The 22,421-nt window shown below is 72.4% G+C and carries 25 protein-coding genes and 1 pseudogene; 11 read left to right on the forward strand and 15 right to left on the reverse strand.

Annotated elements, in window-relative coordinates:
• On the reverse strand, positions 1-779 hold a 779-nt coding region (locus tag ACWIF2_RS33900; protein WP_454364723.1), incomplete at its 3' end, for a LacI family DNA-binding transcriptional regulator.
• Positions 780-876: 97 nt separating this feature from the next.
• Here ACWIF2_RS33900 and ACWIF2_RS33905 point away from each other — a divergent pair.
• Together ACWIF2_RS33905 and ACWIF2_RS33910 are read left to right on the forward strand one after the other, a co-directional pair.
• A complete protein-coding gene (locus ACWIF2_RS33905; protein ID WP_454364724.1) occupies positions 877-1,707 on the forward strand; it encodes an aldo/keto reductase in 831 nt (276 codons plus the stop codon).
• A gap of 37 nt (positions 1,708-1,744) precedes the next feature.
• A complete protein-coding gene (locus ACWIF2_RS33910) occupies positions 1,745-2,353 on the forward strand; it encodes a DNA polymerase ligase N-terminal domain-containing protein (RefSeq protein WP_454364725.1) in 609 nt (202 codons plus the stop codon).
• Positions 2,354-2,368: 15 nt separating this feature from the next.
• On the opposite strand, the gene ACWIF2_RS33915 is transcribed toward ACWIF2_RS33910, so the two are convergent.
• The 4 genes from ACWIF2_RS33915 to ACWIF2_RS33930 all read right to left on the reverse strand — a co-directional run bounded on the left by ACWIF2_RS33915 (position 2,369) and on the right by ACWIF2_RS33930 (position 6,438).
• Complete coding sequence (locus ACWIF2_RS33915) at positions 2,369-4,711, reverse strand: SpoIIE family protein phosphatase (RefSeq protein WP_454364726.1); 2,343 nt, start codon at positions 4,709-4,711, stop codon at positions 2,369-2,371.
• 60 nt (positions 4,712-4,771) lie between these two features.
• On the reverse strand, positions 4,772-5,239 hold the full coding sequence (locus tag ACWIF2_RS33920) for a peroxiredoxin (protein WP_454364727.1): 468 nt from the start codon (positions 5,237-5,239) through the stop codon (positions 4,772-4,774).
• Positions 5,236-5,616: a DoxX family protein gene (locus tag ACWIF2_RS33925; RefSeq protein WP_189729852.1), complete on the reverse strand. Its 381-nt coding sequence runs from the start codon at positions 5,614-5,616 to the stop codon at positions 5,236-5,238. Before ACWIF2_RS33925 ends, ACWIF2_RS33920 begins: the two co-directional genes overlap by 4 nt.
• A 75-nt stretch (positions 5,617-5,691) precedes the next feature.
• Positions 5,692-6,438, reverse strand: coding sequence for an AraC family transcriptional regulator (locus ACWIF2_RS33930; protein WP_454364728.1), 747 nt, complete (start codon positions 6,436-6,438; stop codon positions 5,692-5,694).
• Positions 6,439-6,528: 90 nt separating this feature from the next.
• On the opposite strand from ACWIF2_RS33930, the gene ACWIF2_RS33935 reads away from it, so the two are divergent.
• Entirely contained in the window at positions 6,529-7,686 is a 1,158-nt protein-coding gene (locus ACWIF2_RS33935) for an MFS transporter (RefSeq protein WP_454364746.1), read from the forward strand.
• 89 nt (positions 7,687-7,775) lie between these two features.
• Here the strand turns inward: ACWIF2_RS33935 and ACWIF2_RS33940 are convergent, their stop codons facing one another.
• From ACWIF2_RS33940 to ACWIF2_RS33955, 4 genes are all read right to left on the reverse strand, one after another.
• On the reverse strand, positions 7,776-8,291 hold the full coding sequence (locus tag ACWIF2_RS33940) for a MarR family winged helix-turn-helix transcriptional regulator (RefSeq protein ID WP_454364729.1): 516 nt from the start codon (positions 8,289-8,291) through the stop codon (positions 7,776-7,778).
• 48 nt (positions 8,292-8,339) lie between these two features.
• On the reverse strand, positions 8,340-8,534 hold the full coding sequence (locus tag ACWIF2_RS33945) for a ferredoxin (protein ID WP_454364730.1): 195 nt from the start codon (positions 8,532-8,534) through the stop codon (positions 8,340-8,342).
• 26 nt (positions 8,535-8,560) lie between these two features.
• On the reverse strand, positions 8,561-9,778 hold the full coding sequence (locus tag ACWIF2_RS33950) for a cytochrome P450 (protein WP_454364731.1): 1,218 nt from the start codon (positions 9,776-9,778) through the stop codon (positions 8,561-8,563).
• A gap of 123 nt (positions 9,779-9,901) precedes the next feature.
• A complete protein-coding gene (locus ACWIF2_RS33955; protein WP_454364732.1) occupies positions 9,902-10,642 on the reverse strand; it encodes a response regulator transcription factor in 741 nt (246 codons plus the stop codon).
• 131 nt (positions 10,643-10,773) lie between these two features.
• On the opposite strand from ACWIF2_RS33955, the gene ligD reads away from it, so the two are divergent.
• The 4 genes from ligD (at position 10,774) to hemC (ending at position 14,794) form a co-directional block, all read left to right on the forward strand.
• The gene (ligD, locus tag ACWIF2_RS33960; protein ID WP_454364733.1) at positions 10,774-11,754 is read left to right on the forward strand and encodes a non-homologous end-joining DNA ligase; all 981 of its coding nucleotides are present in this window, start codon (positions 10,774-10,776) and stop codon (positions 11,752-11,754) included.
• A 139-nt stretch (positions 11,755-11,893) separates the two neighbouring features.
• A complete protein-coding gene (locus ACWIF2_RS33965; RefSeq protein ID WP_454364734.1) occupies positions 11,894-12,667 on the forward strand; it encodes an NPP1 family protein in 774 nt (257 codons plus the stop codon).
• Positions 12,668-12,766: 99 nt separating this feature from the next.
• Positions 12,767-13,789: a questin oxidase family protein gene (locus tag ACWIF2_RS33970; protein WP_454364735.1), complete on the forward strand. Its 1,023-nt coding sequence runs from the start codon at positions 12,767-12,769 to the stop codon at positions 13,787-13,789.
• A 69-nt stretch (positions 13,790-13,858) separates the two neighbouring features.
• Entirely contained in the window at positions 13,859-14,794 is a 936-nt protein-coding gene (gene hemC, locus ACWIF2_RS33975) for a hydroxymethylbilane synthase (protein ID WP_454364736.1), read from the forward strand.
• Between the two features lie 24 nt (positions 14,795-14,818).
• Here the strand turns inward: hemC and ACWIF2_RS33980 are convergent, their stop codons facing one another.
• The 3 genes and pseudogenes from ACWIF2_RS33980 to ACWIF2_RS33990 form a co-directional block, all read right to left on the reverse strand.
• On the reverse strand, positions 14,819-15,340 hold the full coding sequence (locus ACWIF2_RS33980; protein WP_454364737.1) for a hypothetical protein: 522 nt from the start codon (positions 15,338-15,340) through the stop codon (positions 14,819-14,821).
• An 87-nt stretch (positions 15,341-15,427) separates the two neighbouring features.
• Positions 15,428-15,673, reverse strand: coding sequence for a hypothetical protein (locus ACWIF2_RS33985; RefSeq protein WP_454364738.1), 246 nt, complete (start codon positions 15,671-15,673; stop codon positions 15,428-15,430).
• A pseudogene (locus ACWIF2_RS33990) lies at positions 15,670-16,023 on the reverse strand (MarR family winged helix-turn-helix transcriptional regulator); the annotation flags it as partial. The pseudogene ACWIF2_RS33990 and the gene ACWIF2_RS33985, both read right to left, overlap by 4 nt.
• A 240-nt stretch (positions 16,024-16,263) precedes the next feature.
• Here ACWIF2_RS33990 and ACWIF2_RS33995 point away from each other — a divergent pair.
• Positions 16,264-17,055, forward strand: a complete 792-nt coding sequence (locus ACWIF2_RS33995) for an RNA polymerase sigma factor SigF (RefSeq protein WP_454364739.1) — start codon at positions 16,264-16,266, stop codon at positions 17,053-17,055.
• Positions 17,056-17,076: 21 nt separating this feature from the next.
• Here ACWIF2_RS33995 and ACWIF2_RS34000 read toward each other — a convergent pair whose 3' ends face one another.
• The gene (locus tag ACWIF2_RS34000) at positions 17,077-17,397 is read right to left on the reverse strand and encodes an ANTAR domain-containing protein (RefSeq protein ID WP_454364740.1); all 321 of its coding nucleotides are present in this window, start codon (positions 17,395-17,397) and stop codon (positions 17,077-17,079) included.
• 251 nt (positions 17,398-17,648) lie between these two features.
• Here ACWIF2_RS34000 and ACWIF2_RS34005 point away from each other — a divergent pair, with 251 nt between their 5' ends.
• Complete coding sequence (locus tag ACWIF2_RS34005; protein ID WP_454364741.1) at positions 17,649-18,452, forward strand: VOC family protein; 804 nt, start codon at positions 17,649-17,651, stop codon at positions 18,450-18,452.
• Between the two features lie 6 nt (positions 18,453-18,458).
• Here ACWIF2_RS34005 and glgX read toward each other — a convergent pair whose 3' ends face one another.
• The gene (glgX, locus tag ACWIF2_RS34010) at positions 18,459-20,603 is read right to left on the reverse strand and encodes a glycogen debranching protein GlgX (RefSeq protein WP_454364742.1); all 2,145 of its coding nucleotides are present in this window, start codon (positions 20,601-20,603) and stop codon (positions 18,459-18,461) included.
• Positions 20,600-21,112 (reverse strand): pep a2, encoded by a 513-nt coding sequence (locus tag ACWIF2_RS34015; RefSeq protein WP_454364743.1) that lies wholly within the window; start codon positions 21,110-21,112, stop codon positions 20,600-20,602. The genes glgX and ACWIF2_RS34015 overlap by 4 nt, the downstream gene beginning before the upstream one ends.
• A 364-nt stretch (positions 21,113-21,476) precedes the next feature.
• Between ACWIF2_RS34015 and ACWIF2_RS34020 the strand changes: the two genes are divergently transcribed.
• Together ACWIF2_RS34020 and ACWIF2_RS34025 are read left to right on the forward strand one after the other, a co-directional pair.
• Positions 21,477-21,800, forward strand: a complete 324-nt coding sequence (locus ACWIF2_RS34020; protein ID WP_454364744.1) for a DUF5133 domain-containing protein — start codon at positions 21,477-21,479, stop codon at positions 21,798-21,800.
• Positions 21,801-21,874: 74 nt separating this feature from the next.
• On the forward strand, positions 21,875-22,421 hold a 547-nt coding region (locus ACWIF2_RS34025), incomplete at its 3' end, for a maltotransferase domain-containing protein (protein ID WP_454364745.1).

Below are 22,421 nucleotides of genomic sequence, written 5' to 3' on the forward strand. Positions count from 1 at the left end.
GTGAAGATCCCGGTGGGCCGCCGGTCGGCCGGGGCGCCGTCGAGGAGACGGACGGTGCCCTCGTACCCGCCGGAGATCTCGCCCCCGGTCCTCACGACCCATTCCCTTGGCACGGTGATGCCCTCGGCGCGCAGGGCGTCGCGGAAGCCGCGCAGCCGCTCCGCCGAGGCGATGTCGTCCTGCCCGCCGACGAGCGCGACCCGCCGGTGCCCCTGCTCCAGGAGCAGCCGGGCCGCCGTCCGGCCGCCCGCGCGCTCGGCGGGGATGACGGCGGGCAGCGAGTCGTCCTCGGGCAGGCAGTTGGCCAGTACGGAGTGGGTGCGGTGCAGTCCCTCGGGGACGCGGACGCGGCGCAGGGACATGGCCGCGTAGATGATGCCGTCGACGCGCCGGTCGAGGAGCTCGGCGACCGCCGCGTCCTCCTTGGCCGGGTCGCCGCCGGAGTCGACGGTGAGGACCAGGTGCTCCCCGGCCCAGGCGGTGTCCATGGCGCCGCGCAGCAGCCGTCCGGCGAAGGGCGAAGAGGCGATCTCGTCGGTGACCAGGCCGATCACGGCGGTACGGCTGCGGCGCAGGCCGCGGGCGACGGGGTCGGGCCGGTAGCCGAGCTGGGTCGCGGCCTGCCGGATGCGTTCCTGGGTGGCGGGCGAGAGGTTGCCGTCGGCCCGGCCGTTGAACACGAAGGACACCGCCGTGTGCGACACGCCGGCGAGCCGGGCCACGTCCCGCGAGGTGGGACGCCCCGATCCCGTCACCGGCTTCCTCTCGGCGCTGTCCATGCCGTCCGCCGTCCCCATCCCCCACCTGTCCGGTTGATCATCGCCCACCCTATCCGTGACGCTTGAGGGACGACACAGTCAACGGGAAGGTCCGGCAGTGATCAGCATCCCGACACACACACTCAACGACGGTACGACGCTCCCCGCCCTGGGCCTCGGCACCTGGCCGCTGGGCGACGACGAGGCCCAGCAGGCGGTGCTCTCGGCCCTGGAGGCGGGCTACCGCCTGATCGACACGGCGGCGAACTACCGCAACGAGACCGGGGTGGGCCGTGGTGTGGCCTCCGGCGTGGCGCCGCGCGAGGAGATCGTCGTGACGACGAAGCTCCCGGGCCGGCACCACGGCTACGAGGAGACCCTCGCCTCGTTCGAGGAGTCCCGGGCCCGCCTCGGCCTGGAGTACGTCGATCTGTACCTGATCCACTGGCCGCTGCCGCGCGTGGACCGCTACGTCGACTCCTGGAAGGCCATGATCAAGCTGCGCGAGGAGGGACTCGTCCGCTCGATCGGCGTCTCCAACTTCACGGCCGCGCACATCGAGCGGCTGGAGAAGGAGACCGGCGTCCTGCCCTCCGTGAACCAGATCGAGCTGCACCCCTTCCTGCCGCAGGAGGAGCTGCGCGCCTTCCACGCGGGCAAGGGCATCGTCACCGAGAGCTGGAGTCCGCTGGGCCGGGGCACGCCCCTGCTGCGGGACCCGGCCGTGGCGCGGATCGCCGAGGCGCACGGGGTGTCGGCCGGGCAGGTGGTCCTGCGCTGGCACACGCAGCTGGGCGCGGTGCCCATCCCGAAGTCGGCGAACCCCGAGCGGCAGCGCGCGAACCTCGACGTCTTCGGCTTCGAGCTGAGCGAGGAGGAGCTGCGGGCCATCGGCGACCGGCCGCATCGGCGGGTCGGCGGGGACCCCGAGGTGCACGAGGAGTTCTGACGGGTACCCGGGGCCCCCAGGCAGGAGGGAGCGGCTCGTGGCTGAGCGGGACCGGCTGCGGGACTACCGCGGCAAGCGCGACTTCGGCCGGACCGGCGAGCCCCGGGGGCGCGGAGCGGCCTCCGGGGACCGGCCCCGGTTCGTGGTGCAGATCCATGACGCGCGCACGATGCACTTCGACTTCCGGTTGCAGGTGGACGATGTGCTGAAGTCCTGGTCGATCCCCAAGGGCCCGTCGGCGGACCCGAAGGACAAGCGGCTGGCCGTGCCCACGGAGGACCATCCGCTGGAGTACGAGGAGTTCGAGGGCGTGATCCCGCGCGGCGAGTACGGCGGCGGCACCGTGATCGTCTGGGACCACGGCACCTACGAGCCGCTGAGCCACGACCGCGGGGGCCGGCCCGTGGACTTCGCGGAGTCGCTGGAGCGCGGGCACGCCACGTTCCGGCTGAGCGGGTCGAAGCTGCACGGCGAATACGCCCTCACCCGGTTCCGCGACGGGTCGGACGGGGGCGAGGAGGCCTGGCTGCTCGTGAAGCGGGCCGGCGGCGCGCGTACGCACGGGGCACCCGATCCGCGCCGGGCGCGTTCGGCCAGGTCCGGCCGCACCCTGGCGCAGGTCGCCTCGGACGCCGCCGGGGAATGACGTCCCCCAAGGTGGTCAGAACAGCGGGGTGAGCGGCTGCTCGCACCAGATGGTCTTGCCCCTGGTGGTCTGCCGGCTGCCCCAGCGCTGGGTGAGCTGGGCGACCAGCAGCAGTCCGCGCCCGCCCTCGTCGTCCTGGTGGGCCCGCCGCAGGTGCGGCGAGGTCGAACTGCCGTCGGACACCTCGCAGATGAGGGTCTGGTCACGGATCAGGCGCAGCTGGATGGGCGGGGCGCCGTACCGGATGGCGTTGGTGACCAGTTCGCTGACGACCAGTTCGGTGACGAACGCCGTCTCGTCCAGCCCCCACGCGGTGAGCTGGTCGGTGGCTGCCTGCCGGGTGACGGCCACCTCCGCCGGGTCCGGGGCAACGTCCCAGGTGGCGACCCGGTCCGCGCCCAGCGCCCGGGTGCGGGCCAGCAGCAGCGCCACGTCGTCGCTGGGCTCCTCGGGCAGTACGGCCTTCAGCACGGTGTCGCAGAGGGCGTCGAGCGAGTCGGCGGGCACGGTCAGGGCGCGGCACAGCTCGTCGGTGGCGTGGTCGACGTCGCGGTCGCGGTCCTCGATGAGTCCGTCGGTGTAGAGGGCGACGACGGAGCCTTCGGGCAGTTGGAGCTCCGTCGCCTCGAACGGCAGCCCTCCGACGCCCAGCGGGGGCCCCGCGCTCATGGGGATCAGCCGGGCGGATCCGTCGGGCAGCACCAGGGCGGGGGCGGGGTGCCCGGCGGCTGCCAGGTTCAGCCGGCGGGTGACGGGGTCGTACACGGCGTAGAGGCAGGTGGCGCCGAGTTCCGCGACCTCGTCGCCCTCGTCGTCCGACGCGAGATGGGTGACCAGGTCGTCCAGGTGGGTGAGGAGTTCGTCGGGCGGCAGGTCCACGTCGGCGAGGGTGCGTACGGCCGTGACCAGTCGGCCCATGGTCGCCGTGGAGGGGATGCCGTGGCCGACGACGTCCCCCACGACCAGCGCGACCCGGCTGCCGGAGAGGGGGATGACGTCGAACCAGTCGCCGCCGATGCCGGCCGCCGAGCCGGAGGGCAGATAGCGGTGCGCCACCTGGACGGCGGCCTGGCCGGGCAGCCCTCTGGGCAGCAGGCTGTGCTGGAGGGCCAGCGCGGTGGTGCGCTCCCGGGCGAAGCGGCGGGCGTTGTCGACGCAGACCGCGGCCCGGCTGGCGAGTTCCTCGGCGAATACGGCGTCGTCGGCGGCGTAGTCGTCCGGCTGCTTGATGCGGACGGCCACGGCGACACCGAGGGTGGTGCCGCGGGCCCGCAGGGGTACCGCCATCATCGAATGGACGCCCTTTCGGTAGGGGCGTCCTTGCGGGGCGCGTGTGTTGCGCTCGGCGACCCATCGCATGAAGGACGGCTCCCCCGCCTGGCTGAGGATCGCGCGGCCCTCCCGCATCGACCGGGCGATGGGCGAGAAGCCTGGGTAGACGTCCACTTCTCCGAGGCGGACGGCGGCCTCCGGGGTGCCTTCGGTGTGGGAGCCGTGCGCCACGCGGCGCAGCGCGATCTCCTCGGTGGGCACGGTCGGCGACTCCTCCGCGCCGAGGACCCAGTCGAACAGGTCCACGCTGGCGAAGTCGGCGAACCGGGGCACCATGACCTCGATGAGTTCCTCGGCCGTGCGCACCACGTCCAGGGTGGTGCCGATGGTGGCCGCCGCCTCGTTCAGCAGGGCCAGCCGCTGCCGGGCCCAGTACTGCTCGGTGCTGTCGAAGGCGGCGAGGGCGGTGCCCAGGACCTCACCGGAGTCGTCCCGGACGGGCCACATCTCGATGCTCCAGGCGTGCTCCCGGTTCAGGGACGGTGCGCCGGTGAAGCTCTCGTAGCGCACCGGCCTGCCCGTGTCTGAGACGTGTCGCAGATGCCAGTTGAAGCCCTTGCTGTGCGCGGCCTCCTCGACGGTCTCCGGGAAGTGCCGCCCCAGCAGGGTTTCCTCGGGCACGCCCATGACATGGCAGGCCGCGTCGTTGAGCCGCAGATAGCGCTGGCTGGTGTCGAACACGGACATCGACATGGAGGCCTGCTGGAAGGCCTGCCCGGCCAGGGACGTCTCGGCGCTGCCGGGGGGTTCGGCGGTGACGACGAATCCGCCCGCCTCGCCGTCCGGGCCCGTCACGGCGCACCCTCTGACGCGGAGCCCGACCAGATAGCCGTCGCGGTGGCGCACCATGACGGTGCCGGACAGCGCGGACACCGCCTCGGGCGGCACGTCCTCGGCGAGCAGTTCCCGCACGGCCCGGCCCACGGTTTCCTCGGCCGGATAGCCGGTCAGCCGCCGGGCACCCTCGCTCCACCCCGTCACAATGCCGCGCGCGTCGATGATCGCAGCAGCGGAGGCGTCCTCCATTCGTCCAGGATCATCCCTTTGCCGCCCGCTATCAACCGCGGCACAGCATTCGTGACGGTGTCAGCTCCGGTGAGCGCGCAGGGCGGCGAGCGCCCGGTCGGCGTGGGCGTTCATGCGCAGCTCGCTGCGGACGACGTCGAGGACGGTGTGGTCCTGGGCGATGACGAACGTGGTCCGTTTGGTGGGTGCCAGGGAGAAGCCGCGCTTCACGCCGAACCGCTCGCGGACCGTGCCGTCGGCGTCGGACAGCAGGGGCATGCCGAGGGAGTGCTGTCCGGCGAACTCCTGCTGGCGCTCGACGGGGTCTCCGCTGATGCCGACGGGGCGGGCGCCGGCGGCGGCGAACTCGGCGGCCAGGTCGCGGAAGTGACAGGCCTGGGCGGTGCAGCCGGGCGTCAGGGCGGCCGGGTAGAAGAAGAGCACGACCGGCCCCTCGGCGAGCAGCCCGGACAGGGTGCGCACAGTGCCGGCCTCGTCGGGCAGCTCGAAGTCCTCGACCTTGTCCCCGGTCTCCACGCGCGCGCTCACGACCGGCCCTCCGCGTTGCGTGCGACGCCTCGGGCCCAGAGCACGAGGGGCACCTGCAGCGGCAGGCGCCCGAAGGCGGCGGCCTTCTGCGGCGTGGGGCGGTGGCGCCAGTCGGCGGCCATCTTCACATTGGCGGGGAACACCCCGACGAAGAAGGCCGCCGTGGCCAGCGCGGCCGCCTTGCGGGTGCGCGGCGCCGCCAGGCCCGCGGCCAGCGCCAGCTCGGCGGCGCCGCTGGCGTAGGTCCAGGTCCTGGGCGTGCCCGGCAGGCCGCGGGGAATGGTCGCGTCGAACGAGCGTGGGGCGGCGAAGTGGGCGACCCCCGCGGCGGCCAGCAGGCCGGCGAGCAGCAGGGGCGAGCGTTCGGACCGGGACACGGTTCCTCCTCTGATGGCCTGCCGCGCGATATTACCGGGCGGTAAAGGGGCGGGCGGACCGGGGGGTTCACCTGGTCAGGCGCGGCGGTTGTGCGCGCCCGGGGTGTAGCCGAACGAGCGGCGGAAGACGTCGATGAACGCGCTGGCGGAGGACCAGCCGCAGCGGTGGGCGACGGTCGTGACGGGCAGGCCGTCGGCCAGCATCCGCAGTGCGTGGTAGAGCCGCGACTGCGTGCGCCACTGCGGGAACGTCATGCCGAACTCGGCGCGGAAGAGCCGGCTGAGGGTGCGCTCCCCCACCCCGGTCGCGGCGCCGAGGGCGGCCAGGGTGCGCGGGTCGGCGGGGTCGGCGTGCACGAGCGCGCAGACGGCGGCCAGCCGGGGATCGGCGGGCGTGGGCAGGCGCAGCGGCTGCTGCGGCGAGAGGCGGAGCTGATCGCGCAGGACGTCGCGCAGCCGGCGGCGCTCGGGGCTGTCGTCGCCGGGGTCGCGGGTGTAGGCGAGGATCAGCTCGCGCAGCAGCGGGCTGACGGCGAGGACGGCGGGGTGGTCCAGGCCGAGGGGGTTGTCGTCGGTGGGCAGGCCGACCAGGTGCAGGTCGAGGCGGCCGTGGGCGCGGTGGGCGTGCACGGTGCCGGCGGGCACCCAGATGGCACGGGTGCCGGGCGCGAACCAGGTGCCGGCGTCGGTGGTGACGGCGACTACGCCGGATCCCGCGTAGACGATCTGGTGGTCGTCGTGCCGGTGCGCGTCGATGCGGTCGCCGGCGGTCAGCCGCTGGGCTCGGGTCGGCGCCTCGGGGGTGTGGCGGATGTTCGGCACAGTCCGGCAGATTATCGGAAGCGGGCCATGGGTGTCGCCGACGACGATCGCCGGGTGACCGCTTCGAGACGCGACCGACCCGTCCTGTTGATGTCCCTGGGGCACGCCTGCGTGGACGTGTATCAGGGAGCCGTGGCCGCTCTGGTGCCGTATTTCGTCGCCGAGCGCGCCTACTCCTATGCCGCCGCTTCGGGTGTCGTCCTGGCGGCGTCGCTGCTGTCGTCGCTGGTGCAGCCGTTGTTCGGGGTGCTCACCGACCGGTGGGCGATGCCGTGGCTGCTGCCGCTCAGCGCCCTGACGGCCGGGGCCGGTGTGGCCCTGAGCGGGGTGACCGGCTCCTACGCGCTGACTCTGGCGGTGGTCGCCGTGTCGGGGGTCGGCGTGGCCGCCTACCATCCGGAGGCCGCCCGGGTGGCGCGGACCGTCGCCCGCGGCCGGCACACGGGGATGAGCTGGTTCTCCTTCGGCGGCAACGCCGGTTTCGCCCTGGCGCCCCTGCTGGTCTTCGCCGTGGTGGCCACGGGCGGGCTGGAGGTCTCTCCTCTTTTGGTCGTCCCGGCCCTGGCGGGAGCGGCCCTGTGCGCGGCGGCGGTGCGTTCGGCCGGGTCCGTCGCCGGGAGCGCCGGTGCGTCCGTCGCCGTGGGCCGAGACGACTGGGCGTCCTTCCTGCGGATGTCCGGTGCGGTGGTGTGCCGCTCGGTCGTGTTCGTCGGCCTGAGCGCGTTCGTCTCGCTGTACGTGCGGGAGCGCACCGGCGGTGGGGAGGCGGCCGGTACGGCGGCGCTGTTCGTGCTCTACGCCGGGGGTGCGGTGGGCACGCTGGCCGGGGGCCGGCTGGCCGAGCGGTACGGGCGGCTGGCGGTGGTGCGCCGGTCGTACGCCCTGACGGTCCTGGCCGTGGCCGGGCTGGTCCTGGTGCCCGGACCGGCGGTGTATGCGTTCGTCGCGCTGACGTCGGCGGGCCTGTATGTGCCGTTCTCGCTGCACATCACGCTGGGCCAGGACTTTCTGCCCCGGCGCGTGGGCACGGCGAGCGGGGTCACGCTGGGCCTGACCGTGAGCGTCGGCGGTCTCGCCGCTCCCGCGATCGGGGCGCTGGCCGACGCGACGTCCCTGCGGACGGCGCTGTTGCCGCTGATCGCGCTGCCCGCGCTGGGCCGGCTGCTGCTGTGCCGGCTGCGCGAGCCCGCGCCGCCGGGTCCCGCGGTCGCCGAGCCGGCGGATCCGAGGAGCCCGGCCGCACGGTGACGGAGGTGCAGGTGGGGGTCACGGGCCGACCGCCCGGGCACACGGCGACCCGACCAGGTGCCGCCCACCGGAGCACACAGCGCCGGGGATCAGGCGCTGCCCGCCGGGGCGGACTGGGACTCGGGCTCCTCGTCGGCGGCGTAGGCCAGGAAGTCGTCGACCATGCGGTGGAAGAGGCCGGCGAGCTGCCGCAGCTCCTCGGGCGACCAGTCGGACAGGGCCAGCTGCATGCCGCGGACCCCGACCTCACGGATCTTGGTGATGGCCTGCCGGCCGGCGTCGGTGAGCTCGATGCGCTGGGCGCGGCGGTCGTCCGGGTCGGGGACGCGGGTGACGTAGCCGGACTTCTGCAACTGCTGCACCGTGCGCGTGACGTGCGAGGCCTCCACACCCAGCCGCGCGGCGAGTTCCCCCGGCCGCAGCGGCTCGGAGTCGGCGACCTGCCGCAGCAGTGCGACGGCGGCACGGTCGAGCGGCACACCCGCCAGGGCCATCAGTCGCTCGTGCTGGCGGGCGCGCGTGCTCAGATACGTGATCCGGGTGAGCGCGCGCTCGATCTCGATCACTTCCGGGGAGGGGACGTCGGGGAGCGGTGGTGTGGACATGGAGGCCACTTTACCATCTCGTTGCGTAACTCAAGTAAATCGAGTGGCTCACTCCACGAGCCGGATCGTGGCGGCCGGACAGATCGCCACGGCCTCGCGCACCTCCTCCAGGGAGTCCGCCGAGGGCCGCTCGTCCAGGACGAAGGCGACACCGTCCTCCTCCCTCTGGTCGAAGACCTCGGGGGCGGCCATCACGCACTGCCCCGAGGCGACGCACTTGGGCTCGTCCAGTTCCACACGCATGGTTGCTGTCTCCTCCGGTCGGCCCGTCACCAGGTGACGGGCAGTTCGTAGACGCCGTAGACCGAACCGTCGTGCTTGAACGGCAGGCTCTCCACCGGTGCGGCGAGCCTCAGGGTGGGGATGCGGCGGTAGAGGGTGCCGTAGACGACCTGGAGTTCCATCCGGGCCAGCGGCTGGCCCAGGCACTGGTGCACGCCGAAGCCGAAGGCGATGTGCCGGCGGGCGTCGCGGCCCAGGTCCAGCCGGTCCGGGTCCGCGAAGGCGGCGGGGTCACGGTTGGCGAGGTCGTTGGGCATGACCATGCCCTCGCCGGCCCGGATGACCTGCCCGCCGACCTCGATGTCCTCGAGGGCGGCGCGGCGACGGCCGTTGTGGACGATGGTCAGATAGCGCAGCAGTTCCTCGACCGCGGCGGCGACCCGTTTGGGGTCGTCGGTGTCGCGCAGCCGCGCGAGCTGCTCCGGGTGTTCGAGCAGAGCCAGAGTGCCGAGCGCGATCATGTTGGCGGTGGTCTCGTGCCCGGCGATGAGCAGGAGCACGCCCATACGGGCCGATTCGAGCCGGGACAGTTCCCCGGACGTGACCCGCTCGACGAGCCCGGAGAGCAGATCGTCGGCCGGACGGGCCATCTTCTCGCCCATCAGCTCGTCGAGGTAGGCGATGAGCCGCCCATGGGCGGCCATCCGGTCCTCCATGGCCGCGTCCCGCTTGATGAGGATCCTGCTGTTCTCCTGGAAGAAGTCGTGGTCCTCGTACGGCACCCCGAGCATCTGGCAGATCACCAGCGAGGGCACCGGCAGGGCGAACGCCTCCACCAGGTCGACCGGGCCGTCTCCGGCGAGCATGTCGTCGATCAGGTCGTCCACGATCTTCTGCACGCCGGGCCGCATCGCCTCCACGCGCTTGACCGCGAACGGCGCGGTCACCATGCGGCGCAGCCGGGCGTGTTCCGGATCGTCCATGAGGATGAAGCTGGCGTTGCTCTCACCACCGCCGGCGGCGGCCTGGAGCGGGTATCCGGGCCGGGTGATGTCGGCGCTGACCCGGGGGTCGAGGAGCAGGGCGCGCTGGTCCTCGTACCGGGTGACGAGCCAGGGCGTACTGCCGTCCCAGAGACGGACCTTGACGAGCCGGCCCTCGTCCTGCCGGGCGGTCAGGTCCGGGGGCGGATCGAAGGGGCAGCCGGAGGCCCGGGCCATGGGGTACGCGTGGACCGCTGCCGTGTCGGCGAGGGTGTCGGCCATGCTTCTCCTCAGTGTGGGGGGAGTGCGTCGTCGAGGCCTCGGTGAACTCATGCAAGCAGAGAGGACTGACGCTCTCCCGTCAGTCCCCTGACAGAAGGCTGACGTGACCCGGCTCACAGGGCGTCAGGGTTCGAGGTCGGCGCGCCCGAGCCAGTAGCCGAAGCCGCGGCGGGTGTGGATCAGCGCCGGCGCGTCCTGGTCGACCTTGCGGCACAGCCGGGAGACGAGCTGCTCGATCGCGTTGCCGCCGCGCGGGTCGCCCCAGACGATTCTGCCGATCTGCTCCTTGGAGAGCACCCGGTGCGCGTGGACCAGGAGGTGACGCAGCAGGCGGTACTCCGCGGGGGTCAGGTCGAGCGCCCGCGCCCCGCGGCGCGCCCGGCACCGGGCGTCGTCCAGGACGAGATCGCCGTAGCCCAGCTCCTCGGCACGGCCCGGGTCGGGGACCGAGGCACGCAGTAGGACGTGGATCCGGGCCAGGACTTCGGCCACGCGGAAGGGCTTGGTGACGTAGTCCGTCTCCCCCGGGCCGAGTTCGGGCAGCAGACCGGGCAGGGAGTCGCACACGGTCAGCAGGAGGGCCGGCGGACGGTGGGCGAGCACAGCGGGGCGCCGCCGGCCCAGCTCCGCCATGTCGGGCAGCTCCCCGTCGAGGACGACGAGATCGAACCGCCGCCGCTCGACCTGCGCCAGCGCCTCCATCCCGGAGTCGGCCAGACTGATCCGGTATCCCGCCAACTCCAGAGTGGTGGACAGCAGTTCCGCGAGTTCCGGCTCCCGCGCGACGACCAGCACACGCTGCCCGTCCCCGCGCGCGAGCGTCGACGTCTCACGGAGAGTGCCGTACGGCGACGAGGTAGCCATACGCCCACCCTACCGCTCTACTTGCCTAACTCAAGCAATACCGGCCACCGGGCTGCGGGCATCGACGCCGTTCAGGCGAAAGACGCGGGAAAGGCGCGTGACCGCACCCCGGTACGTCCACACCTCAACCCGTGGACCTGCCGCTGATCCCGCCCATGCTCGCCACGCCCGGCACCCTGCCGTCCGCCGCGCAGGACGCGCGCTGGGCCTATGAGACCAAGCAGGACGGCCAGCGCGTGGTGGCCTACCTCCCCGGGGACGGCAGCGTGCTGCTGCGGGCCCGGTCCGGGGAGGACATCACGGCCGCGTACCCCGAACTGCGGCCACTGGGCACCGCCCTCGGGCCCGTGCCCGCCGTGCTGGACGGGGAGATCCTGGCCCTGGACGAACAGGGCCGTGCGAACTTCCAGTTGCTCCAGTCCCGGATGGGCCTGGCCCACGCACCGGCCAGGGCGGCGCGGCGGGCGGCGGAGGTCCCGGTCCACCTCGTGCTGTTCGACCTGATGCACCTGGAGACCCACTCCCTGATCCGGCTCCCCTACACGCGACGCCGCTCGGCACTGGAGGACCTCGGGCTCGCCGGGCCCGCCTGGTCGACCCCAGCGGCACTGATCGGCCACGGCGCCGAGGCCCTGGCCGCCACCCGTGCGCACGGCCTGGAGGGCCTGGTCTGCAAACGGCTGGACTCGGTGTACGAACCGGGGGTGCGCTCCCGGGCCTGGATCAAGATCCGCAACATGCGCACCGAGGACGTCCTGGTCGGCGGCTGGCAGCCCGGCAAGGGACGGCTCACCGGACTGCCGGGTGCGGTGCTGGTCGGGCAGCGTGCCGCCGGGCGGCTGCGTTACGTCGGGAGCGTGGGCACCGGCTGGAGCGAGGCCGAACGGACAGAGCTCGCCGGGCTGCTGCGGGCCGCCGCGAGCGACGTCTGCCCCTTCGACCCGGCCCCGCGCGCCCCGGGCGCGCACTGGGTCCTCCCCCGGCTGGTCGGCGAGGTCCGCTACAGCACCCGCACCCGGGAGGGCCTGTTGCGACAGCCGTCCTGGCTGCGGCTCCGGCCGGATCTCGCGCCCGAGGAGGCGGCGGCCGACATCCCGGACGACCTGGTCTGAAACGGTACCCGGACGCCGGTTGTTGGGCAGTGATTCACTCCTGAGATCACTCACCCCTCTTGGCATGGACGCGTTCAGCCTGGAAGCTGAACCTCCCTTTCCCCCACAGCCGTTGGGCTGCGCCCAAGAGGAGGACGCAGTGTCGTCACGCCCGTTCGCTCCCCGCAGGAGATGGCTCACCGGCCTGGCCGGTGCCGCCGCCCTCGTCCTCGCCTTCCCCGCCACGGCCTTCGCCGCGCCGCCGCGAGCGCTGCCCGCCAACGCGGAGTCGCTGGAGCAGACGTACCAGCCCGCCTACGACTACGACACCGACGGCTGCTACTCCACGCCCGCCATCGGCGCGGACGGCGCGGTCAACGGCGGGCTCAATCCGACCGGCGCCCTCAACGGCGACTGCCGCGACGCCTCGGACCTCGACAACACCAACGGCTACTCGCGCTACAAGTGCAACAACGGCTGGTGCGCCATCCTGTACGCCCTCTACTTCGAGAAGGACCAGGCCGTCGCCGGGAGCAGCATCGGCGGCCACCGGCACGACTTCGAGCACGTCGCGGTGTTCGTGCAGGACAACCAGGTCAAGTACGTGTCGACGTCCGCCCACGGCTCGTTCGACGTGCACGCGGCGTCCGCGGTCCGCTTCGACGGCACGCACGCGAAGATCGTGTATCACAAGGACGGCGTCAGCACGCACTGCTTCCGCCTGGCCAACTCGGGCGACGAGCCGCCGGAGAACCACAAGGGCACCTGGCAGTACCCGCCGCTGGTCGGCTGGAACGGCTACCCGGCGGGCGTGCGCGACAAGCTCTCCGCCTACAACTTCGGCAGCGCCAATTTCGGCCTGAAGGACGCCAACTTCGCCAACCACCTGGCCTCGGCCAAGCCCTCCGGCATCGCGTTCGACCCCTACGCCTGACCCCCCGGGTCCCGGTCGAACGGCCTAAGCCTCTCGGCCGGTGCGGCTTCCGCCCCGCGTCCGATCCGTCGGCGCGGGGCATCCGCATAGCGTCCCGTCATGGACACCCACGACAGGTCCGGGACTCTCGATGAAGCCCTCGAACGCCTCCACGCCTCGGGCCCGGAGCGGCTCGGCAGGCTCACCAACCACGCCCCCATGGTCGTGGAGGCCCTCGCCGCGCACGGTCAGGCGGGCGCCGTGCACCGCTGGCTGGATCTGTACCGGCCCAAGCTGGAGGACTTCCCCGCGCCCCTCGCTCCCGTGACCGACGCCGGCTGGCGGGAGGCCCTGGGCGAACCGCGCCGGGCCGCCGACTGGATCGTCTACTTCACCCGGGCGCTCACCGAGCAGCCGTGGCGGGACGTCCTCGCCGTGTGGTGGCCGCGGCTGCTGCCCGGGATGTACGGCGGCTCCACTCACCCCGTGATCCGCGTCGGGCACGCCGTACGCGCCCTGGAGGCCGGCGAGAACGCCCCGCGGCTCGCCGAACTCGCCCACGGCCTGGGCTACTGGGCGGCCCGGCACCGTCCCGTCCCCGGCATCGCACCGCTGCCCGCCGCACCGGACGCGGCGCGGTCCCTGGACGCCGTGCCGCCGATCGACGATCCCCGGGGCGGATTCCCCGACCGGCTGACGGCCGTACGGAGACTGCCGCTGTGGGCGGGCGAGGTGACCGATCCGGACACGGCCCGGGCCCGTCTCGCCGAGCTGGTGCGGGCCGCGACCCACCGGTACGCCACCCACGGGCACGGTGAGGAGACCATGCTGGTGCACGCGGCGACGGCGCCCAACGCCGTACTGCGCACCCTCGCCTCCCTCCCGCGTGAGCTGTGGGCGCCCAGCCTGCACGCGGCGTGGACGGCGTCGGCGGCGGTCACGGCCATGTACGCCCCCGCCGAGCCCGTCGCCGCCGTCCCCGCCCCGGACCGCACGGCGGAGGAGGTGCTGGAAGCGGCCCTCGCCCATGGCGACGAGCACGTCATCAAGCTCACCGACACCGCCCTGGACGTGGGCGACGAGCGGGCCCTCGCCGCGGCCCTGCGCGCGGTCGAACTGAGCGAGCCGCTCGTCCCGAACTGACGTGCGCCGCGGGGCGGTCGGCGGGAGGTACGGCACGAACGCATCCGCGGGAGGGTCTATCGTGTCCGCATGTCCGTCCCCGAACTGATCCGCATCGTCTCCCGCGACTCGCCCATGGCGCTCGCCCAAGTGGAACGCGTCCGGGCCGAGTTGGCCGCCGCCCACCCCGGAGTGCGCACCGAGGTGGTGCCGGTGAAGACCACCGGCGACAAGTGGATGGGCGATCTGTCCCAGGTCGAGGGCAAGGGCGCGTTCACCAAGGAGGTCGACGCGGCGCTGCTGGCCGGGGAGGCCGATCTCGCCGTGCACTGCGTGAAGGACGTGCCCGCCGACCGGCCGCTCCCCGCGGGCACCGTGTTCGCCGCGTTCCTCAAGCGGGACGACATCCGGGACGCCCTCATCCACCCCGGCGGGCTCACCCTGGACGAACTGCCGGCCGGAACGCGGATCGGCACCTCCTCGGTGCGCCGGGTCGCCCAGCTGGCCGCCACGCATCCGCACCTGGAGTGCGTGCCGTTCCGCGGCAACGCCAACCGTCGCCTGGCGAAGCTCGCCGCCGGAGAGGCCGACGCGCTGCTGCTCGCGGTGTCCGGCCTGGAGCGCATCGGCCGCGAGGACGTGATCAGCGAGATCCTTTCCACCGAGGCGATGATGCCGCCCATCGGCGCGGGCGTGCTGGCGCTTCAGTGCCGTGAGGGCGACGCCGATCTCATCGACGCGGTGAGCGACCTCGGCGACCCTGACACCTACCGGGAGACGAGCGCCGAGCGCATGTTCCTGCATGTGCTTCAGGGGCACTGCAACAGCCCGATCGCCGGGTTCGCGCGGGTGGACCGCAGTGGTGAACTCTCGCTGCGGGCCTGTGTGTTCACCCCGGACGGCAAGACGCGGCTGAACGCCCACGAGTGGGCGGGCCGGCTCGACCCGGCCACGCTCGGCACCTCGGTCGCCGTGGCCCTGCTGCGCCAGGGCGCCCGCGAGATCATCGACGGCATCCCGCACTGACCGGCGGGATGCCCTGACGCCGGATCAGGCGGTGCCTTCCTCCGCCTGATCCCGCAGGAAGACGCTCACCTGGTGCGCCAGGCTGTCCCGCACCGCGCCCTGCTGGGTCCCCGCGGGACCCTCGTGGACACCGATGCCGCCCGACCACAGCCGGCGGTCGGTCCACTCCTCCTCGACACGCAGCTGGACCTGGACGTCCACCAGGCTCAGGGACGCCTCGGTGCCGGCCGCGTACAGCACGGCGGTGACCCGGCGCAGCGGATAGACGTCGAAGCCCTCGATGAACTGCGAGTTGCGCCAGTCGAGGAAGGCGCTCTCCCCGTCCGGGCCGATCCGCACGTCGATCTGGCCGTCCTCGAGGTGCACACCGAGGTGCCGGCGGCCGCGGTTCTCGACCGTCACGCGGAGGCAGAAGTACGTCAGCCCGTCGGCGGCGTCGTCACGGCCACGGGGCGGCTCGGCCGGTTCCAGACGGTGGACGCGGACCCGCAGACCGGCATGCTCGTCGTACTCCTGCCAGTCCCCGACCACGTTCGGCTCGTACACGGTGCCCCTCTCGACCTCTGGAAGCTGCTTCCTATCTGTGGTCTCAGCGCACTGTCAAATGAGCAGAATGCGCTGTGGCCAGGCAGTTCACCCCATTTGATCGGCGATCAAGCCGTGCCCAGCGGTTATCCGGAAACAGTCGGAGAAAGCGGTTGCCGAGGCGTGCCGCACATCACTTCTCCGAGTGAAGATCAACGGGCCGGCCGACCCAGCAGGGGCCGATGCCGCGGCGACACCGAGTGCGGCGGCCACGGCGTTGGTGTCGCCGAAGGCGTAGGCGAGCCCGGTGCAGGCGAGGGCGTCGGCCTGGGGCGGTGCGATGTCCCGGGTCATGACTCCTCGGCCTCCTCGTGCAGGGCGCCGGCCAGCTTGCGCAGGGCCGGGATCGCCGCGTGCAGCGCCCGGCGGTCCGTCTCGTCGAGGCGGGACACATGGCGCCGTACGAGGGCGGCGCGGCGCCGGCGCCGACCGTCGGGCCGTGTCCGTGCGGCGGGCGTGGGCCGGAGCCGGGCGGCCCGCCGGTCGGCCGGGTCGGTCTCGCGGACCAGGCAGCCCGCCCCTGCCAGCTGATTGACCAGGGTGGACACCGAGTTGGCCGCCAGACCGAGGCCCTTGGCGGCGTCGGAGATGCCGACCCCGGGCCGTGTCACGACCAGCCGCAGCAGGTCCGCCTCCGCACCGCGATTAGCTCTGCAGAAGAGCTAATCGATCCATGCAGAGGTCAAGAGAAGTCAAGAGAGGCCGAGTGGGCGTATTGTCTGAATTGTTTCGTAATCTTCCCGCCCGGGAATGGGCCGTGAAGTGCTTCGGACAGGAGGCACGTCCGTGGGAGCCGCCCGGGCCCCCGGTGCCCGCCGTGAGGTCCGAGTCCGCGCTTCCCACGGTGTCTGTCCATTCGGCACCTGCTCAGGGAGGTGCGCATCATGCGTATCGCCGGCAGCACCAGAACGCACCCCCACGACGACGCCCCCGACACCGCCGCCGCGTTCGAACGTCTCGTGCGGCTGTCCGAGGGGCCCGAGCGCAAGGCCCTGCGCGACGAGCTGGTCGAGGCCTGGCTGCCCATGGCCGAGCGGATCGCCGTCCGTTTCCGCGGCCGGGGCGAGGCCCTGGAGGACCTGTACCAGGTGGCCGCCCTGGGTCTCGTCAAGGCCGTCGACCACTACGACCCGGCGCGCGGCAACGCCTTCGAGGCCTACGCCGTACCGACGGTCACCGGCGAGATCAAGCGCCACTTCCGTGACCACATGTGGACGCTGCACGTGCCCCGCCGGGTGCAGGACCTGCGCAACCGGGTGCGGCACGCCGCCAAGGAGCTGTCGCAGACCACCCCCGGGCGCTCCCCCACCGTCGCCGAGATCGCCGAGTACGCCCACCTCACCGAGGGCGAGGTCCGCACCGGTATGGAGGCGCTGGAGTGCTTCTCCGCGCTGTCACTGGAGGCGGAGATGCCGGGGACGGACGGCTACGCCCTCGGGGACGCGATCGGCGGGCCGGACCCGGCCTTCGACACCGTCGTCAACAGGGTGGCCGTCAGGCCCTGCCTGGAAGCGCTGCCGGAGCGCGAGCGGATCATCCTCTACCTGCGATTCTTCAAGGGCATGACGCAGAGCCGCATCGCCGAGCAGCTCGGCATCTCGCAGATGCACGTCTCCCGGCTGCTCAGCAGCTGCTTCGCCCATCTGCGTGAGGAGCTGCTGACCGAGACCGGGTGAGCGACTCGGGCCGCCGGGAGATCACCCCTCCGGCGGTGTTCCCGGGATCTGCGTCGGCCCGGCGCGGTCGAGGGCGTCTTCCAGTGCGGCCCGGATCTCCTCGGGCATCATGCCGGTGCGCCCCCAGACGAGAATCAGTTCCGCGACGTTGCGCAGCTTGATGTTGGTGTGCTGGGAGACCTCCTTCAGCACGGCCCACCCCTGGTCGGGCGAGACCCGGCCGAGCACCACGACCATTCCGATCGCCTGGTCCACGACGGCGTGGGAGACGACCGCCTCCTTCAGCTGCTGGATCTCCTCCTGCAACTCGAAGATCCGCTCCGAGCCCCCGTCCGTGGGCATGGTCACCTCCGGGTCCGGTGCGCCGCTGTCCGTGTGGCCTCACAGGGTGCTTGAGTGCCTTGACGCAGTGTCCGACCCATCCATCGTCGTCACTCGGCCCGCCCGGTGCCACCGGGGCGGACCGGGCCGGTCCGGGACACCGTTTGTGCGTCGTCGCCGGGGTACTCGGCAGGCGCCCACAGCGGTTCCGGTTGGACACTGGGTGCAATCCTCCGGTGGCTGCCAGGCCGACGAGATCAGGACGCGACACCATGAACCACAACATGCCCGCCTCTTCCGGCACCAAGGACGTCGTCTCATCACACTCCGTGGTCGGGGCGCCCTGTTGGGTGAGCCTGACCAGCCGGGACGTCACGGCGACGGAGGAGTTCTACAGTGCCGTGCTGGGCTGGCAGTGGCGTCCGGCCAAGCTGGGCGACCGGCACCGGATCGCGCTGGCGGACGGCTCGCCGGTGGCCGGGATCGCGGGGGTCGCGACCATGTGGCAGATGGCGGTGGCGTGGACGCCTTACTTCGCCGTACGCAGCGCGGACGAGGCGGTGGCGCGGGTGCAGGAGCGCATGGGCACGGCCGCGGTCGGGCCGATCTCCCTGCCGCCCGGGCGGGCGGCGCTGCTGGCGGACCGGGACGGGGCGACCTTCGGGATCTGGGAAGGCGACCTGTTCACCGACTGGGAGACCTGGCGCAACGCGCAGCCGGTCTTCATCACACTGCATACGCGTGACGCCTTCGACGCGGCCATCTTCTACGGCGAGGTCCTCGACTGGGCGACACAGCGCCCCGGCTGCTGCGAGGTCCACTACGAGGGCGGGGAGGTCGTGCTGCGCAGCCGCGGTGACGTGGTGGCACGGATCGAGTCGGGGGCGCTGGAGGCGGCCCCCGATCCCACGATCCGGCCGCACTGGCAGGTCCACTTCACCGTCGACGACGTGGAGGCCTGCGCCCGGACCGCGGAGCTGCACGGCGGCAGCGTGCTGTCCAAGAGCGGCGACGAGGCCGTGCTGCGCGACCACGACGGCGCCCAGTTCACGGTCACGTCGCGCCGCGGCCGCTGATCCCGCTCAGCGGGTTTTCCTGGACGGCCGCGACAGCAGGACCAGGCTGCGTGCTCCGACGGTGAGGTCCGTGCTCGCCTTGCGCTCCGCCTCGTCCGGGGTGCCCTCCGGGTCGGCGGTGTCGATGAGCGCCGTCCAGCGTTCCCCGTAGCCGGCGTCCGGCAGTCGGAAGTCCACCGGCTCCCAGTGGCTGTTGGTCAGCAGCAGGAAGGAGTCGTCGACGACGGGCCGGCCGCGGGGGTCGGGTTCGGCGATGGCGTCGCCGTTGAGGAAGACGCCGACGCAGTGCGCGTCGCCGCGCTGCCAGTCGTCGTCGGTCATCTCCCGGGCGTCGGGCGCCAGCCACACCAGGTCCGGTAGCGGCTGGTCCGCGCGGGTCAGGGTCTCGCCCAGGAAGAAGCGGCGGCGGCGCAGCACGGGGTGCCCGGTGCGCAGCCGGATGACGTACCGGGTGAACTCCAGCAGGTCGCGCTGTTCCTCGGTCAGCCGCCAGTCGATCCAGGAGATCTCGTTGTCCTGGCAGTAGGCGTTGTTGTTGCCGCGCTGGGTGCGTCCGAGTTCGTCGCCGTGCGAGAGCATCGGGATGCCCTGGGACAGCAGCAGCGTGGCGAGGAAGTTGCGCTGCAGGCGGGTGCGCAGTTCCCGTACGGCCGGGTCGCGGGTGGCGCCCTCGGCGCCGCAGTTCCAGGACCGGTTGGCGCTCTCGCCGTCCTGGTTGTCCTCGCCGTTGGCCTCGTTGTGCTTGTCGTTGTAGGAGACGAGGTCGCGCAGGGTGAAACCGTCGTGCGCGGTGACGAAGTTGACGCTGGCGCGGGGCCGGCGCCTGCTGTGGGCGTAGAGGTCGGAGGAGCCGGTCAGCCGGGAGGCGAACTCGCCGAGCGTATGGTCCTCGCCGCGCCAGTAGTCGCGGACGGCATCGCGGTACATGCCGTTCCACTCCGACCACAGCGGCGGGAAGTTGCCCACCTGGTAGCCGCCCTCGCCGACGTCCCACGGCTCGGCGATCAGCTTGACGCGGCTGATCACCGGGTCCTGCTGGATGAGGTCGAAGAACGCCGAGAGCCGGTCCACCTCGTGGAACTGCCGGGCCAGCGTGGCCGCGAGGTCGAAGCGGAAGCCGTCGACGTGCATCTCGGTGACCCAGTACCGCAGCGAGTCCATGATCAGCTGGAGCACGTAGGGGTGGCGCATCAGCAGGCTGTTGCCGGTGCCTGTGGTGTCGTAGTAGTGCTCCCAGTCGCCGTCGACCAAGCGGTAGTACGAGCAGTTGTCGATGCCGCGGAAGGAGAGGGTGGGGCCCTTCTCGTTGCCCTCGGCGGTGTGGTTGTAGACCACGTCGAGGATCACTTCGAGCCCGGCCGCGTGCAGGGTCTTCACCATCGATTTGAACTCGGCGACCTGCTGGCCGCGGGTGCCGTGCGCGGCGTAGGCGTTGTGCGGGGCGAAGAAGCCGATGGTGTTGTAGCCCCAGTAGTTGGCCAGGCCGCGGCCCTGGAGCACGCCGTCCTGGACGAACTGGTGGACCGGCATCAGCTCCACGGCCGTGACGCCCAGCGAGGTGAGGTGCTCGACGGCCGCGGGGTGTGCCAGTCCGGCGTAGGTGCCGCGGAGCTCGGCGGGCACCCCGGGGTGGGTGCGTGTGAAGCCCTTGACATGGGTCTCGTAGATCACCGTGTCGGCGTAGGCACGGCTGGGCGGGCGGTCGTCGCCCCAGTCGAAGGCCGGGTCGGTCACCACGCCGAGCATGGTGTGCCCGGCGCTGTCGGCCGGGTCGGGGCCGTCCGGGTTCCGCTCGTGGAGCGAGGGGTGGTTGTCGATCTGCCCGTCCACCGCGCGAGCGTACGGGTCGAGGAGCAGCTTCGCCGGGTTGCAGCGGTGGCCGGCGGCCGGGGCCCACGGGCCGTGCACACGGTAGCCGTAGCGCGTGCCGGGGCCGACGCCGGGCACGTAGCCGTGCCACACGAAGCCGTCGACCTCGGCCAGCGGCACCCGGGTGGGGGTGCCGTCGTCCTCGACGAGGACCAGCTCGACGCGTTCGGCGACCTCGCTGAAGAGGGCGAAGTTGGTGCCCTCCCCGTCGTAGGACGCGCCCAGCGGATAGGGGCGCCCGCTCCAGGCGGACGCCCCGTTCCGGTGCTGCCGACGGGTCACCGAGCCTCCTCCAGGACCTCGTCGGGTGTGCCGGCGGGGCCGGCCAGCTGCGCGACGCGCACCTCGCGGGGCACGTCGAGGCCCTCGCTCTCTCGCGGGGCGGGCGCGGTCGGCACCAGCGGGACGCGCTCGCCGGCGCGGGCGCGCTGCGAGAACCAGATGACCTTGCTGCCGGTCTCGGTGGCGCAGCAGCCCCAGCCGTCGCTCATCGCCGCGAGGTGCTCCAGGCAGCCTCGCAGTTCCTGGTCGGGGCGCAGGGCGCGGTCGTTGTCCCCGATGGCGGTGATCAGGTGTTGCCCGTTCCACCACATCTCGATCGAGGTGTTCTTGTCCGTGGCGTGTTCGTCGATGGCCTCGAGCAGCATCTCGGCACCGCCGCAGACGGGCTGGATCAGGTTGTCCAGGTCCCAGAACTTCAGGTGAGCGGCCAGAATGCGGCTGACCTGTCCCACCCGTTCCGGGCTGACTTCCACGTCGAGGTGGTAGTAGCAGGGCACTGCGGTCTTCATCGGTCGGCTCCTCACCGCGAGGCTCAGCTCCTCCTCGCTCCCGCAGTCCTGCGGGACGAGCCCCGAGCACGGAACGTGAGCGTGTATCGCTTCTGAGTCACCCTCAGAGTGAGGGGGCTAGCCCGTTCGTGCAACACGAGTGCACAGCCGGGGCGGTCGGGGCCTGCGACCGAACGGCCCCCCGCGGTCTGAACGGATCACCCGGACGCGCCACTGGTTGAAGTTCCAACAGGACGTTGCGTGGTCATGAATGCACCATGTGTGACAGAACTCGATCGCCGGGACGGGGCCGTGTCGCTTGCGCGCGGCCGCCGTCCGACCGTCGGGAGACCGTGCCCCTCGAGCCCGAAAGGTGATCGGTGCCATGCTGCTACCCGCCAAAGCCGAAGTCGCCCGGCAGTTGCGGCGTTACCGGGCCTGGGAACGCGTGATGCTCGCGGCACCCAACGACCGCACGGTGCGGACCACGTTCGAGGACTCCGGCTACACGCTCTGCGTGCTGATGGGCAAGCGCTGCGCACGGGAGGCGGCGGACGCGGCCGAGCGGTATCTGCGCACCAATCAGCTCACGTATCTGCAGGAACAGCAGGTCACCTGTCTGCAGGACCAGAACGAACGGCCCCGGCCGGCCACCGCGGTGCGACGAAGACCGCCGGCGGCGGAGCGGCGGTACCCGGCGGGAAGGTAAGGGCCTTCCCGCACATCTGTCCCCATGAACCGGGCCCTGGGGGCCCGGTTTCGAGCACGGTGGAGGTGAGGACCATGAGTAGGACCCGGGCCATCGGCCGTATCCCGGTACGGGATGTCCGGCCGGCCGTGGAGAGCGGCAACCGGCCGGCGAAGGCGGTCGTGGGAGAGGCGTTCGAGGTCACCGCCACCGTGTTCCGGGAGGGGCACGACGCGGTGGCCGCCAATGTCGTGCTCAAGGACCCCGAGGGCCGTCCCGGGCCGTGGACGCCGATGCGGGAGCTGGCCCCGGGCAGCGATCGCTGGGGCGCCGAAGTCACCGCCGACGCGGTCGGCCGCTGGTCGTACCGGGTGCAGGCCTGGAGCGATCCCGTGGCCACCTGGCGCCGTGCGGCGGGCATCAAGGTGCCGGCCGGCATCGACTTGGGCCTGGTCCTGGAGGAGGGCGCCGAACTCTACGAGCGGGCAGCGGCCGGCGTGCCGAAGGGCGACGGCCGCGGTGTGCTGCTCGGCGCGGCGGAGACGCTGCGCGACGACTCGCTGTCCCCTTCGGCGCGGCTCGCGGGGGCGCTGACGCCGGAGGTGGAGGAGGTGCTGGCCCGGCATCCGCTGCGGGACCTGG

The organism is Streptomyces sp. NPDC055506 (genome assembly GCF_053643595.1).